This window comes from Pseudomonas wayambapalatensis, assembly GCF_049942315.1.
Taxonomy (GTDB): domain Bacteria; phylum Pseudomonadota; class Gammaproteobacteria; order Pseudomonadales; family Pseudomonadaceae; genus Aquipseudomonas; species Aquipseudomonas wayambapalatensis.
Window position 1 is genome coordinate 1 of the sequence record NZ_JBNFMU010000060.1, and the last position, 14796, is coordinate 14796.

Below are 14796 nucleotides of genomic sequence, written 5' to 3' on the forward strand. Positions count from 1 at the left end.
CCACCTTGCGGTTACCTTCGGCGCTGTGCGTCAGGAAACTGTCGACGCGCTTGACCAGCTCACGAAACTCCGGCGCCGCCACCTCGCGACGCATGAAGCGCTGCCAGTCGACGGACAAGGTCTGGGCCTCGCTCGCCAGGTCGTTGAGCACCGGCGTGCTCTGCTCGACCAGGTCCATGGTGCGATTGGCCGCGTTCTCGGTCAGCCGGACCACGTAGGACAGCCGTTCGGTGGCGTCGGTGATCTGCGACACTTCCTCGGCCTGCGGCATGCGCGGATCGATCTGGAAACTGACGATGGCGCTGTGCAGCTCGCGTGTGAGCTTGCCGACCTCCTGGTAAAGGCCACGGTCACGGGTCTGGTTGAGCTGGTGGATCAGCTGCACCGCCTCGCCGAACTGGCCGCGCTCCAGGCTTTGCACCAGCTGCTCGGCGTGCTTCTTCAGGGTCGACTCGAACTCCCCCAGAGAATCGTTTCTTGATTCCATAGCGCCCCCAGACATGGCTCAGCCGTTGACGCGTTCGAAGATCTTCTCGATCTTTTCTTTGAGTACCTGCGCGGTGAAAGGCTTGACCACGTAGCCGTTGACGCCGGCCTGGGCCGCTTCGATGATCTGGTCGCGCTTGGCCTCGGCGGTCACCATCAGCACCGGCATGCCCTTGAGACGGTCGTGGGCACGTACCTTGCGCAGCAGGTCGATACCGGACATGCCGGGCATGTTCCAGTCGGTCACCAGGAAGTCGTAATGACCGCTTTCGAGCATCGGCAGGGCCGTGGTGCCATCGTCGGCCTCGTCGGTGTTGGTGAAGCCCAGATCACGCAACAGGTTCTTGATGATCCGCCGCATCGTCGAGAAGTCGTCAACGATGAGGATTTTCATATCTTTGTTCAATTAGACCTCCAAGCAGTCTTAAACGCGCTCGTCTGGCAAGCGCGCGCTCAATCAATTCGGCACCACGTAAAACGACTGCATCGAACCCGGGTTCACCGTGCCCGCCATTCACCCAACCGGCTGCGCAGACGCGCTGCGCACTGGCTGTGCAACTGGCTGACACGCGACTCGCTGACCCCCAGCACTTCCCCGATTTCCTTGAGGTTCAACTCTTCGTCGTAGTACAGCGCCAGGACCAGGCGCTCGCGCTCCGGCAGGTTGGCGATCGCGTCGGTCAGTGCGGCCTGGAAGCGTTCGTCTTCCAGATCCCGCCACGGCTCGACCTGGCCGCTGGCACCGTCCTCGTGCAGCCCTTCGTGTTCGCCGTCCTGCAGCAGGTCGTCGAAACTGAACAGGCGGCTGCCCAAGGTATCGTTCAGAATCCCGTAATAATCGTCGAGACCCAATTGGAGTTCGGCAGCAACCTCGTGATCTTTAGCGTCACGACCGGTTCTTGCTTCGACGGCGCGAATCGCGTCACTGACCATGCGCGTGTTGCGGTGCACCGAACGCGGCGCCCAATCGCCCTTGCGCACCTCGTCGAGCATGGCGCCACGGATGCGGATGCCGGCATAGGTCTCGAAGCTCGCGCCTTTGCTGGCGTCGTACTTGTTGGCCACTTCCAGCAGGCCGATCATGCCGGCCTGGATCAGGTCCTCGACCTGCACGTTGGCCGGCAGGCGCGCCAACAGGTGGTAGGCGATGCGCTTGACCAGCGGGGCATAGCGCTCGACCAGCTCGTACTGGGCGTCCTTGGACGCCTTGCTGTACATCTTGAATCCGCTCGCGTTCATAGCACCGGCCCCGCACTGGTAGGCTGCACCAGGCGCTCGACGAAGAACTCCAGGTGCCCACGCGGGTTGGCCGGCAGCGGCCAGCTGTCGACCTTCTGCGCAATGGCCTTGAAGGCCAGGGCGCACTTGGAGCGCGGGAAGGCCTCGTACACTGCGCGCTGCTTCTGCACCGCCTTGCGCACGCACTCGTCGTAGGGCACGGCGCCGACGTACTGCAGGGCCACGTCGAGGAAGCGGTCAGTGACCTTGGTCAGCTTGGCGAACAGGTTGCGCCCTTCCTGCGGGCTCTGCGCCATGTTGGCCAGGACGCGGAAGCGATTCATGCCGTAATCGCGGTTGAGCAACTTGATCAGGGCGTAGGCATCGGTGATCGAGGTAGGCTCGTCGCACACCACCAGCAGCACCTCCTGCGCGGCGCGGACAAAACTGACCACCGAGTCACCGATACCCGCAGCGGTGTCGATCACCAATACGTCGAGGTTGTCGCCGATCTCGCTGAACGCCTGGATCAGCCCGGCATGCTGGGCCGGCGCCAGGTGCACCATGCTCTGGGTGCCCGAAGCCGCCGGCACGATGCGTACGCCGCCCGGCCCCTGCAGCAGCACGTCGCGCAGCTCGCAGCGTCCTTCGATGACGTCGGCCAGGGTACGTTTGGGGGTCAGCCCCAGCAGCACGTCGACGTTGGCCAGACCCAGGTCGGCGTCCAGCAGCATGACCCGGCGGCCGAGTTCGGCCAGCGCCAGGGACAGGTTCACTGAAACGTTGGTCTTGCCGACGCCACCTTTGCCACCGGTGACGGCGATCACCTGTACGGGATGCATGCTACCCATGTCTGTTCTTTACCTTGTCTCGCGTGGGACCCGCCCACTTGAAGGGCCGCTGTCGACCCCCTGCGCCGTTCATCTTCAACCCGCCCGCTTATCGGGATTGTGGTAGAGATCAGCGAACATGTCGGCCATGGCCTCTTCGCTGGGCTCTTCCTGCAACTGCACGCTGACCGCACGGCTCACCAACTGGTGCTTGCGCGGCAACTGCAGGTCGTCCGGAATGCGCGGACCATCGGTGAGATAGGCCACGGGCAGTTCGTGACTGATGGCCAGGCTCAGCACTTCGCCGAGGCTGCCCGTTTCATCGAGCTTGGTCAGGATGCAACCGGCCAGGCCACAGCGCTTGTAGCTGTGATAGGCGGCGGTCAGCACCTGCTTCTGGCTGGTGGTGGCCAGTACCAGGTAGTTCTTGGCGGCGATGCCGCGGCTGGCGAGCGACTCGAGCTGCATGCGCAGGGCCGGATCGCTGGCCTGAAGGCCCGCGGTGTCGATCAGCACCACCCGCTTGCGCAGCAGTGGTTCCAGGGCCTGGGCCAGCGACTGGCCCGGATCGACATAGGTCACCGGCACATTGAGGATGCGCCCGAGGGTCTTGAGCTGCTCCTGGGCACCGATGCGATAGCTGTCCATGCTCACCAGCGCCAGGTGCTGCGAGCCGTACTTGAGCACGTAGCGTGCCGCAAGCTTGGCCAGGGTGGTGGTCTTGCCCATGCCGGCCGGGCCGACCATGGCGATGACCCCGCCCTCCTCGATCGGCTCGACCTCAGGCACCTCGATCAGGCGCGCCAGGTGCGCCAGGACCATGCGCCAGGCCTGGCGCGGGTCTTCGATTTCACCGGCCAGGTCGAGCAGTTCACGGGCGATCGGGCCAGACAGGCCCAGGCGCTGCAAGCGACGCCAGAGGTTGGCCTGCTGCGGCTTGCTGCCCTGCAACTGGCCCCAGGCAAGCGAGCCGAGCTGCACTTCGAGCAGCTCGCGCAGGCCCGAAAGCTCCGAACGCATGGCATCGAATACGCGCTTGTCCACCGCCGGAGCTGCCGGGGCCGGCGCAGGCACCGGCGCTTCCACATGCGGCTCGACCAGTGGCTCGGACGCGGTCAGCGACAGGCCGGCAAACAGTTGCCGGTTGCCGAGCTCGGCGTCACCACGCCCGTCCAGCTCGGCCTGGGCGGTGGCGATGCGCGAATGGGTCTTGCGCAGCTCGTCCTCGAGCTCGACATTCGGCACGCGTGGGGCCAGGGCGGACAGCTTGTAGTCCAGCGCGGCCGTCAGTTCGACACCGCCGGCGATACGCCGGTTGCCGATGATCGCGGCATCGGCGCCAAGCTCATCACGGACCAGTTTCATGGCCTGACGCATATCGGCGGCGAAAAAACGCTTAACTTGCATAACCCACTACCTCAGCCATTAGGGCCCACGGTGGCAACGATGGTGACTTGCTTGTTGTCCGGTATTTCCTGGTACGCCAGCACATGCAGGTTGGGCACGGCCAGACGACCGAATCTCGACAGCATGGCACGGATCGGGCCGGCGACCAGGAGGATGGCCGGCTGGCCTTGCATCTCCTGGCGCTGCGCCGCCTCGATCAGCGAACGCTGCAACTTCTCGGCCATGCTCGGTTCAAGAAGAACACCGTCTTCCTGACCCTGCCCGGCCCTTTGCAAACTATTGAGCAAGATCTGTTCCAACCTTGGTTCAAGGGTGATCACAGGCAGCTCGGACTCAACGCCGACAATGCTTTGCACGATGGCGCGGGACAAGCCGACCCGCACCGAAGCCACCAACGCGGCGGTATCTTGACTCTTGGCGGCATTGTTGGCGATGGCCTCGGCAATGCTGCGGATGTCACGCACGGGCACCTGCTCGGCAAGCAGGGCCTGCAGGACCTTGAGCAACCCCGACAAGGAAATGACACCCGGCACCAATTCCTCGGCAAGTTTCGGCGATGCCTTGGACAGCACCTGCAGCAACTGCTGAACCTCTTCATGGCCGATCAGCTCGTGGCAGTGCTTCTGCAGAATCTGGTTGAGGTGAGTGGCGACCACGGTGCTGGCATCGACCACCGTGTACCCCAAGGACTGCGCCTGGGCGCGCTGGGCCACATCGATCCACACCGCCTCCAGGCCAAAGGCCGGGTCGCGCGCGGCGATACCATTGAGGGTGCCGAACACCTGCCCAGGGTTGATCGCAAGCTCGCGGTCCGGGTAGATCTCGGCCTCGGCCAGGATCACCCCCATCAGCGTCAGGCGATAGGCACTGGGCTGCAGGTCGAGGTTGTCGCGAATGTGCACGGTGGGCATGAGAAAGCCCAGGTCTTGCGAGAGCTTCTTGCGCACGCCCTTGATCCGCGCCAGCAACTGGCCGCCCTGGTTGCGGTCGACCAGCGGAATCAGGCGATAGCCGACTTCCAGGCCGATCATGTCGATCGGGGTCACGTCGTCCCAGCCCAGCTCCTTGGTTTCCATGGCGCGCTGCGGCGATGGCAGCAGATCCTGTTGGCGCTGCGCTTCCTGCACGGCCAAGAGCTTGGCCTTCTGCTGTTTCTTCCACACCAGGTAGGCGCCACCGCCGGCCATCAGGCCGAGGCTGAGGAAGGCGATGTGCGGCATCCCCGGCACCAGCCCCATCACCACCATCAGCGCGCCGGAAACGGCCAGCGCCTTGGGCGAATCGAACATCTGCCGGTTGATAAGCTTGCCCATGTCCTCGGAGCCCGAGGCGCGGGTGACCATGATCGCGGCCGCAGTGGACAGCAGCAGCGAGGGCAACTGCGCCACCAAACCGTCACCGATGGTCAACAAAGCGTACACCTTGCCGGCGTCGCTGAAGGTCATGCCATGCTGCAGCATGCCGATGAGCATGCCGCCGATAAGGTTGATGAACAGGATCAGCAGGCCGGCGATGGCGTCGCCACGCACGAACTTGCTGGCACCGTCCATCGAACCGTAGAACTCGGCCTCCTGGGCCACCTCGGCGCGACGCGCCTTGGCCTGGGCCTGGTCGATCAAGCCGGCGTTGAGGTCGGCGTCGATCGCCATCTGCTTGCCGGGCATGGCGTCGAGGGTGAAGCGCGCGCTCACCTCGGAGATACGCCCGGCACCCTTGGTCACCACGACGAAGTTGATGATCATGAGGATGGCGAACACCACCGCACCGACCACGTAGTTGCCGCCGATCACAACCTCACCGAAGGCCTGGATCACCTTGCCCGCCGCTCCGTGGCCCTCCTGGCCGTGGAGCATGACCACGCGAGTCGAGGCGACGTTGAGCGCCAGGCGCAGCAGCGTCGCCACCAGCAGGATGGTCGGGAAGGCGGCGAAATCCAGTGGGCGCAGGGCGTAGACGCAGACCAGCAGGACCACGATCGACAGCGCGATGTTGAAGGTGAAGAACACATCGAGCAGGAACGGCGGGATGGGCAACATCATCATTGCCAGCATCACCAGCAGCAACAGCGGCACACCCAGGTTCCCCCGACCGAGACCGGCCAGGTTGTTACGGGCGTTGCTGATTAACTGAGCGCGATCCACCGGGTATCCTCTTCAAGCAAAACTTTGACGCCTGGACGGCGCTTGGGCGTGGCTTTGCAAGAAGCTTTCCAACTTTTCTCGATCACCCACATGCCGCTGACGAGCCTGGAGACTCCTCTCTGCTAGTCTGCACCAAAACACCGACTGACCGGATCGGCACCCAATCCGCAGCTAGGTACCTCAATGAGCGCCCAACTGTTCATAAATACGCCCTCAGTCACCGTACTTGACAATCGAGGCCTCCCGGTCAGAGAAGTCGAGTACCATCGCCACCCTGATACGCCAGCGAACTGTCATGAACGCATTATCCGGCATCAATTCGACCGACGCGGTTTCCTACTGCGCAGTGCCGACCCCCGCCTGGGAAAAACCGGTCTGGTCAACCTTGAACAAGTAGCCAGCATCACTGGTGCCATCCTTCTGAGTGCCAACGTCGACGCAGGCACGACGGCCGCCTTGACAGACAATGTCGGCCGACCACTCATCACGATCAACAACATCCGCACGCCCACCGGCGACATTAAAGATGGAAGTCAACGCCAGTTACGCACCTGGCGCTATGAAGAAGCACAGTTGCCCGGGCGCCCTCTCAGCGTGGAAGAGCACGCCGCTGGCGATACGGCTCGCATCGCCGAACGCTTTGTATATGCCGGTTACCGAACTGAAGAGCAGGACTTGAATGTGGCCGGACACTGCATTAGGCACTACGAAACGGCAGGCCTGGCTCAGACTGAAAGCATCAGCCTCACCGGAGTACCACTTTGCGTGTCCCGACGGCTACCGACACATGCAGAACAACCCGACTTCGAGGCCGATTGGCATGGAGAGGACGCTCGCCTCTGGGATGAGCAATTGGCGACAGAGCGGTTTTCCACTCTGTACACCGTGGATGCCACTGCGTCATTGCTGAGGACAATGGACACCCTGGGCAATGCCCAAAACTCGGCCTACGACGTGTCAGGCACGCCATCCCACAGCCAGCTCATACTCAAGGATCAGGCCGAGCGCGCCATCGTCAAGGCGTGCACCTACTCGGCCAATGGCCTGACACTGCTCGAGGAACATGGCAACGGCACAGTGACCACCTACACTTATGCTCCCCAGACGCAACGCGTGATTGGCATAAAGACAGAGCGCCCAGGCAAAAAGCACAACGCCACGGCAAAGCTGCAAGATCTGCGCTACACCTATGACCCGGCTGGAAATGTGTTGAATTGCCAGCATGCCACCGACGAAACCCACTTCTGGCGAAATCAGGTAATAACCCCTGAGGACCGCTACACCTATGACAGCCTGTATCAACTGGTTCGCGCCACCGGCCGCGAACAGGCCAGCGCTGGACGTCAGGGCAGCCGCATGCCGAACGCCGCGCTACCCACCCCCGCGGACAATTCGCCCCTCACCAACTATACCCGCCTATACACCTACGATAGCGCTGGCAACCTGACACAGATACGTCACTTCGCTGCATTTACAGGAAATCAGTACACGATAGATATAACCCTGAGCAATCGCAGCAATCGAGGCGTGCCTGACTCATTGACCAGCGACCCTGAAACCGTTGAGACACTGTTCCTGGCAGGCGGCCAGCAACGATGGTTACAACCAGGCCAGCATCTGACCTGGACACTTCGCAACGAACTACTGAAAGTGGCGCCGGTAGTGCGTGATGGAAGCGAAGATGACCAGGAGTTCTACCGCTATGACAGCAGCGGCCAGCGCCTGATGAAGCTCTCCACACAAAAGGTCCGGGGCAGCACGCAAGCGCGACAGGTACTCTATTTACCCACACTGGAATTACGCTCCTTCAACGACAACGAGAGCGCAAAAGAGAACCTGCACGTCATTCGTGCACTGACGTCGGCTCGCACGCAGGCACACGCACTACACTGGGAAAACGGCAAGCCGTCGGGTATCGAAAACAATCAAGTGCGCTGGAGCTACCAAGACCTGGCCGGCAATAGCACACTGGAGCTGGATGATAGCGGCAACATCATCAGCCGCGAGGGATACTATCCGTACGGCGGAACGGCAACCTTTTTGGCACGCAACAGCCTGGAGGCCGACTATAAAACCATCCGTTATTCGGGCAAGGAGCGGGACGCAACGGGGCTTTACTACTATGGATACCGTTATTATCAGCTTTGGGCAGGACGCTGGCTCAGCGCAGACCCGGCAGGTACGATAGATGGCCTGAATCTCTTCAGAATGGCGCGGAACAACCCTATCACCTACAGGGATGCCGATGGCCTAAGCCCTTCCGACACCTCGCGAATGGATAGCCCCGACACGCCGCAGCCATGGGATTTTTCTCGATCCCCCATGCCCGATGCCCCGACACCACAAAAGTACAGGTTCATTGTCCACACCGCCCCTGTCGAACACCTCATCAACCGCACAGGTATTTTTTCTAAAGACGCCAACGAACAACTGAAAAGCTGGGACGCCGTGTCAGCCAGCCTGATAACCGAAAGCAAAAGCTTCACCTATCGGTCGTTCGGGGCAATCCTTGCCGTGCCGCCACAAAACATTCTGGCCGCTCATCACGAAGACCTCATGAGCGAGCTCAATGTCGGTAGAACTGATCGCGTCGACTATCTGGTAAGAACCGCAGACAGACAAGCGGAGCGATCCAGACTCTCGAATGCCTCATCAGTGGAGCGCAACGGCATGCTGGCCCGCGAGATTTCACACCACCAACATCGCCAATCCACCCCTGAAGAAATTATCCGACGTACCGATCAGACCAGAAATGAACTGATCATCGCGACTCGACCATCTGTGAATGTCACAAAAGGATTACCCGTAACGGGAGAAGTCAGGATAGTTGGTTATTTTCTGATAACCACTCCGCACAACCCATACGCAATGGCAGTACCACCTGCCGGAAGCGAAGCACTGACTCCAAAAGATAATGCAGCTCTCGCTGAAACCCATGCTCAGGGCATTGCGCGACAGGCAGGCGTGCCGTTTTACCTGTTGAAGGGACAGGCGGACGTTTTTGATTACATGAGTTCAAGCGCGCTTGAGCAGTTGCATCAGAGGAAAGTACGACCTCGGGCCCTGTAGTCATACCAATGGCAGGCAACCCCATCAACTGTCGCGCTGCAGGTCCGGCGGAATCGGCAAATCCTTCTTCAGCGGCTCGGGCGGCTTGCCCTTGCCCGAGCGGTACTGGCGAATCTGGAACACGTACGCCAGCACCTGCGCCACTGCCAGGTACAGCCCGGCCGGAATCTCGTGCTCAAGCTCCGTGGAGTAGTAGATCGCCCGCGCCAGCGCCGGCGATTCTAGGATCTGTACCTTGTGCTCCTGGCCGATCTCGCGGATCTTCAAGGCCAAAAAGTCAGTGCCCTTGGCCAACAGCAACGGCGCCGCACCGCCCTTCTCCGGGTCGTACTTGAGCGCCACGGCATAGTGCGTCGGGTTGGTGATGATCACATCGGCCTCGGGCACCGCCGCCATCATCCTGCGCTGCGACGCCTCGCGCTGCAGTTGGCGAATGCGCTGCTTCACCTCCGGCTTGCCCTCGGTATCCTTGTATTCGTCGCGCACTTCCTGCTTGGTCATCTTCAGCTTCTTGTGCGTCTGCCAGAGCTGGAACGGCACATCGACGATGGCGATCAGCAGCAGACCCGCCGCCATCCACAAGGCGCTCCAGCCCACCACCTGCACGCTGTGGATGATCGCCTGCTCGAGCGGCTCCTTGGCAATCGCCATCAGCGCCTCGCGGTCGTTGGCCAGCACCACCAGCGCCACCACCAGCACCAGGAAGAACTTGGCCACCGCCTTGAGCAGTTCGGTCAGCGAGTTCAGCGAGAACATGCGCTTGATCCCGGACAGCGGGTTCATCCGGCTGAACTTGGGCTGCAGCAAGGAGCCGGAAAACAGAAAGCCTCCCAAGGCGATCGGGGCCACGAACGATACGACGAACAGCAACACCAGCACCGGCTGGGTGGCCCAGATGGCCATCTTGCCCGAGGCCATCAGGAAGGCACCCATGGCCCGCTCGTCGACTATCACTTCGCGCGACAGGGTGAAGTTCACGCGCATCAGCGTCATCAGGGTTTCGGCAAGGTGTCCACCGAAGGCCAACAAGGCACCGGCACCGCCCAGGGTCACAGCGAAGGTGTTGAGCTCTTTGGAACGGGCGATGTCACCCTTTTCCCGTGCGTCGCGCTTGCGCTTCTCGGTGGGTTCCTCTGTCTTGTCCTGACCGCTCTCGCTCTCTGCCATGCTCAGGGCGCCCGTGCCAGTTCACGCAGCCACTGCAAGGCCTCGCTGGCCAGCTGCTGATAATGCGAGAGGATGTCGGCAAGGCCGACCCAGAAGATGGCCAGCCCTAGCACCAGGGTCAGCGGGAAACCAATGGAGAAGATGTTCAACTGAGGTGCGGCGCGGGTCATCACACCGAAGGCAATGTTGATCACCAGCAGCGCTGCGATGACCGGCAGGATCAACACCAGGCCCGCACCCAGCACCCAGCCCAGACGCCCGGCGATCTCCCAGAAATGCGCGACCACCAGGGCATTGCCCACCGGCAGCGTGGTGAAACTTTCGGTCAGTACCTCGATCACCACCAAGTGGCCGTTCATCAGCAGGAACAGCACACTCACCAGCATGGTCAGGAACTGCCCGACCACCGCCACGTTGACGCCGTTGGCCGGATCGACCATCGAGGCCATCGCCATACCCAGCTGGATGGCGACGATCTGCCCGGCAACGACGAAGGCCTGGAACAGCATCTGCAGCGAAAACCCGAACAGCGCACCGACGATGATCTGCTCGGCGCACAGCAGCACGCCGCGCACGCTCAACGGCTCGAACTCGGGCAGCGGCGGCAGGCCCGGCACGATCACCACGGTGATCGCCACCGCCACGTACAGGCGGATCCGCGCCGGCAGCATGCGCGTACCGAACACCGGCATGGTCATCAGCACCGCTGCCACGCGAAACAGCGGCAGGATGAAAGTGGCGACCCAGGTGCCGATCTGCGCGGCGCTCAGCTCGAGCATGGGTTCATCATCCGATCAACTGCGGAATGCCGCTGTACAGGCCGGTCATGTATTCCATGAACTTCTGCACCAGCCACGGACCGACCACGATCAGAGTGATCAGCATCACCAGCAGACGCGGCAGGAAGCTCAGGGTCTGTTCGTTGATCTGCGTGGCCGCCTGGAAGATCGCCACCAGCAGGCCGACCAGCAGGCTGGGCACCACCAGCACCGCCACCATGAGGGCCGTCAGCCAGAGCGCATCGCGAAACAGGTCGACGGCTACTTCCGGGGTCATCGAAAACTCTCCTTGAGCGGCCTCAGACGCCGCCGAAACTGCCGGCCAGCGTACCCATGATCAACGCCCAGCCATCGACCAGGACGAACAGCATGATCTTGAACGGCAGCGAAATGATCAGCGGCGACAGCATCATCATACCCATCGCCATCAGCACACTGGCGACCACCATGTCGATGATCAGGAACGGGATGAAGATCATGAAACCGATCTGGAACGCGGTCTTGAGCTCGGAGGTGACGAAGGCTGGCACCAGAATGGTCAGCGGCACCTGGTCGGGACCGGCGATGTCGGTACGCTTGGACAGGCGCATGAACAGGTCCAGGTCGCTTTGCCGGGTCTGCGCCAGCATGAAGTCCTTCAGCGGCCCCTGGGCCTTGTCGATCGCCTGCTGGGCGGTCATCTGCTCGTTCAGGTAGGGCTGCAAGGCATCACGATTCACCCGATCGAACACCGGCGCCATGATGAACATGGTCAGGAACAGGGCCATGCCGGTGAGCAACTGGTTCGACGGTGTCTGCTGCAGGCCCAGGGCCTGGCGCAGGATGGAGAAGACGATGATGATACGGGTGAAGCTGGTCATCAGGATGACGAACGCTGGAATGAAGCTCAGCGCCGTCATGATCAGCAGGATCTGCAGGCTGACCGAATATTCCTGCTGGCCGTTCGGCCCATTGGACAGGGTGATGGCCGGGATCGACAACGGATCGGCGGCCAGGGCCACGGGCGCGGCCAGAAGCAGCGCCAGGGTCAACAGTAAGCGCAGCGCGCCGCTCATCACTTCTTGTCCTTCTGGTCCTTGCCCATCAGCTCGAGCAGCCGCTGGGCGAATTCCGGTGCCGCCTGGCGCGCGCCGGCAGGCACTTCCACGGGCTCGGCCATGACGTGCAATGCTTCGATGCTGCCAGGGCTGTGGCCGATCAGGATCTGCTCCTTGCCCACCTGCACCAGCAGCAGGCGGTCGCGCGGGCCGAGGGCACGGCTGCCGACGATCTCGATCACCTGCCCGCCGCGCGGCTGCGCCACCTGCAGGCGGCGCAACAGCCAGGCGAGCAGGAAGATGGCGCCCACCACCACGAGCAGGCCAAATACCATCTGCGCCAGTTGCCCGCCCATGCCGCCCGGCGTCGCCGTGCTGGCCGGCACCGGCGCGGGATCAGCCGCTGCGATCGCCACCTCGCTGGCGAGCAATGTGCCCAGGGCGGCGACGCCGCGTATCAGGCCCTTCACTCAGCGCAGCTTCTTGATGCGTTCGCTGGGGCTGATCACGTCGGTCAGGCGGATGCCGAACTTCTCGTTGACCACCACCACTTCGCCATGGGCGATCAGCGTGCCATTGACCAGTACGTCCAGTGGCTCGCCGGCCAGGCGATCGAGCTCGATGACCGAACCCTGGTTCAGTTGCAGCAGGTTGCGAATGCTGATTTCCGTGGCGCCCACTTCCATGGAGATGCTCACTGGAATGTCCAGGATCACGTCCAGGTTCGGACCTTCCAGGCCGACGTTCTCGCTCGGCCGCGGGGAACTGGCGAACTCTTCCATGGGCAGGCGACCTGCGCCGGAGGAGCGGCCACTGTCGGCTGCCAGCAGCGCATCGATGTCCGCCTGGCCCGCATCACCGGTTTCTTCCAGGGCTGCCGCCCACTCATCGGCCAGGGCCTGTTCCTCTGGGGAGGTGATCTCGTTTTCGTTAGCCATAAAGTCCTCGACAGGCTTTCAATTCTTAGTGCGACCGGCTCGCCGTCAGCGGCGCTCGATCGGGTCGATGATCTGCAGCGACAGGGTGCCCTTGTGCGAGCCCAGACGCGCCTTGAACGACGGCACGCCGTTGGCGCGCAGTACCAGGTGTTCGGGCAGCTCTACCGGAATCACATCGCCCGGCTGCATGTGCAGGATGTCGCGCAGCTTGAGCTGACGACGGGCAACGGTGGCCGAGAGCGGCACATTGACGTCCAGCACGTCCTCGCGCAGGGCCTTGACCCAACGCTCGTCCTGATCGTCCAGGTCGGACTGGAAACCGGCATCGAGCATCTCGCGCACCGGCTCGATCATCGAGTACGGCATGGTCACGTGCAGGTCGCCGCCGCCGCCATCGAGCTCGATGTGGAAGGTCGAGACCACCACCGCCTCGCTGGGCCCGACGATGTTGGCCATGGCCGGGTTGACCTCGGAGTTCATGTACTCGAAGTTCACCGGCATGATCGCTTGCCAGGCTTCCTTGAGGTCGACGAAGCACTGGTCCAGGACCATGCGCACCACGCGCAGCTCGGTCGGCGTGAACTCTCGGCCTTCGATCTTGGCGTGACGGCCGTCGCCACCGAAGAAGTTGTCCACCAGCTTGAACACCAGCTTGGCGTCGAGGATGAACAGCGAGGTGCCGCGCAGCGGCTTGATCTTGACCAGGTTGAGGCTGGTCGGCACGTACAGCGAATGCACGTACTCGCCGAACTTCATCACCTGCACACCGCCCACCGCCACGTCGGCGGAGCGACGCAGCAGGTTGAACATGCTGATGCGGGTGTAACGGGCGAAGCGCTCGTTGATCATCTCCAGGGTCGGCATGCGACCGCGGACGATCCGGTCCTGGCTGGTCAGGTCGTAGCTCTTGACGCCACCGGGCTCGGCAGCGCTCTCGGTCTGTACCAGCCCATCGTCGACCCCATGCAGCAGGGCATCGATCTCATCCTGGGACAGCAGGTCCTGCACGGCCATCGAGTGTGCTCCTACTGCAATACGAAATTGGTGAACAGCAACTGGTCGATGACCGGCTTGCCGACTTCCTTCTGCGCCACTTCCTGGACCACCGCAGTGGCCTTCTGGCGCAGCATTTCCTGGCCCACGGCACTGCTGGCCAGACTGTCGAAACCTTGCCCGGAGAACATCATCACCAGATTGTTGCGAATCACCGGCATGTGCACCTTCAGCGCATCGAGGTCAGCCTGGTTGCGGCCCTGCAGGGTGATACTCACCTGCATGTAGCGCTGGCGGCCGTTCTGGTTGAAATTGACCACGAAGGCCGGCGCCAGGGGCTCGTAGATCGCCGCTTGCTTGACGCTGGCCACGGCAGGATCGGCTGCAGGCGCAGGCTCGCTCTTGTGCATGATGAACCAGGTGGCGCCAACCGACAGGCTCACGGCCAGCAGCAGGGCCAGCACCAGCAGCAGGATCATCTTCAGTTTGCCTTTAGTGGCGGGGTCTTTGACTGCGTCGCTCTTCGCCATGCCAATAATCCGTCGTCCATCGGGGTTTCAAGAAAGGATGACGTGGCTGAGCAAGTGTTATGCCAGATTTGGCCGAGGGGGCTTGAGGAGGTGGTAGGAGCGGGCTTGCCCGCGAACACGGGCGTAGCCCGTGCCAGGCAGCGTGGTGTATTTTTTTCTGGCAAGACCACTCCCCCAAAAAGTTGGGCTGGTTTCTCGATT

At 62.3% G+C, this 14796-nt stretch carries 15 protein-coding genes; 1 reads left to right on the top strand and 14 read right to left on the bottom strand.

Annotation, left to right across the window (positions count from 1 at the left end):
- The 6 genes from ACPZMI_RS01870 to flhA all read right to left on the bottom strand — a co-directional run.
- A partial coding sequence (locus ACPZMI_RS01870; protein ID WP_426351574.1) for a protein phosphatase CheZ occupies positions 1-487 on the bottom strand: 487 nt, incomplete at its 3' end.
- Positions 488-505: 18 nt separating this feature from the next.
- The gene (locus ACPZMI_RS01875; RefSeq protein WP_104881405.1) at positions 506-880 is read right to left on the bottom strand and encodes a chemotaxis response regulator CheY; all 375 of its coding nucleotides are present in this window, start codon (positions 878-880) and stop codon (positions 506-508) included.
- Between the two features lie 104 nt (positions 881-984).
- Positions 985-1725 (bottom strand): RNA polymerase sigma factor FliA, encoded by a 741-nt coding sequence (gene fliA / locus ACPZMI_RS01880; protein WP_411382984.1) that lies wholly within the window; start codon positions 1723-1725, stop codon positions 985-987.
- On the bottom strand, positions 1722-2555 hold the full coding sequence (gene fleN, locus ACPZMI_RS01885) for a flagellar synthesis regulator FleN (RefSeq protein ID WP_016393812.1): 834 nt from the start codon (positions 2553-2555) through the stop codon (positions 1722-1724). Before fleN ends, fliA begins: the two co-directional genes overlap by 4 nt.
- Before the next feature lie 75 nt (positions 2556-2630).
- On the bottom strand, positions 2631-3941 hold the full coding sequence (flhF, locus tag ACPZMI_RS01890; RefSeq protein ID WP_411382985.1) for a flagellar biosynthesis GTPase FlhF: 1311 nt from the start codon (positions 3939-3941) through the stop codon (positions 2631-2633).
- 11 nt (positions 3942-3952) lie between these two features.
- Entirely contained in the window at positions 3953-6082 is a 2130-nt protein-coding gene (flhA, locus tag ACPZMI_RS01895) for a flagellar biosynthesis protein FlhA (protein ID WP_186666407.1), read from the bottom strand.
- Between the two features lie 183 nt (positions 6083-6265).
- Between flhA and ACPZMI_RS01900 the strand changes: the two genes are divergently transcribed.
- Positions 6266-9151, top strand: coding sequence for an RHS repeat-associated core domain-containing protein (locus ACPZMI_RS01900; protein WP_426351575.1), 2886 nt, complete (start codon positions 6266-6268; stop codon positions 9149-9151).
- A gap of 24 nt (positions 9152-9175) precedes the next feature.
- Here ACPZMI_RS01900 and flhB read toward each other — a convergent pair whose 3' ends face one another.
- From flhB to fliL, 8 genes are read right to left on the bottom strand one after another with little or no spacing between them, the layout of a single operon-like run.
- A complete protein-coding gene (flhB, locus tag ACPZMI_RS01905) occupies positions 9176-10318 on the bottom strand; it encodes a flagellar biosynthesis protein FlhB (protein ID WP_426351576.1) in 1143 nt (380 codons plus the stop codon).
- 2 nt (positions 10319-10320) lie between these two features.
- A complete protein-coding gene (fliR, locus tag ACPZMI_RS01910; protein ID WP_186666409.1) occupies positions 10321-11097 on the bottom strand; it encodes a flagellar biosynthetic protein FliR in 777 nt (258 codons plus the stop codon).
- A gap of 7 nt (positions 11098-11104) precedes the next feature.
- Positions 11105-11374, bottom strand: a complete 270-nt coding sequence (gene fliQ / locus ACPZMI_RS01915) for a flagellar biosynthesis protein FliQ (protein WP_054891869.1) — start codon at positions 11372-11374, stop codon at positions 11105-11107.
- A 22-nt stretch (positions 11375-11396) separates the two neighbouring features.
- On the bottom strand, positions 11397-12152 hold the full coding sequence (gene fliP, locus ACPZMI_RS01920; protein ID WP_186666411.1) for a flagellar type III secretion system pore protein FliP: 756 nt from the start codon (positions 12150-12152) through the stop codon (positions 11397-11399).
- Positions 12152-12604, bottom strand: a complete 453-nt coding sequence (gene fliO / locus ACPZMI_RS01925; protein ID WP_426351577.1) for a flagellar biosynthetic protein FliO — start codon at positions 12602-12604, stop codon at positions 12152-12154. The genes fliP and fliO overlap by 1 nt, the downstream gene beginning before the upstream one ends.
- Positions 12605-13072 (bottom strand): flagellar motor switch protein FliN, encoded by a 468-nt coding sequence (gene fliN, locus ACPZMI_RS01930; protein ID WP_186666415.1) that lies wholly within the window; start codon positions 13070-13072, stop codon positions 12605-12607.
- Positions 13073-13117: 45 nt separating this feature from the next.
- A complete protein-coding gene (gene fliM / locus ACPZMI_RS01935; RefSeq protein WP_054891873.1) occupies positions 13118-14086 on the bottom strand; it encodes a flagellar motor switch protein FliM in 969 nt (322 codons plus the stop codon).
- Between the two features lie 11 nt (positions 14087-14097).
- On the bottom strand, positions 14098-14595 hold the full coding sequence (gene fliL / locus ACPZMI_RS01940; protein WP_426351578.1) for a flagellar basal body-associated protein FliL: 498 nt from the start codon (positions 14593-14595) through the stop codon (positions 14098-14100).
- Between the last annotated feature and the right edge of the window lie 201 nt (positions 14596-14796).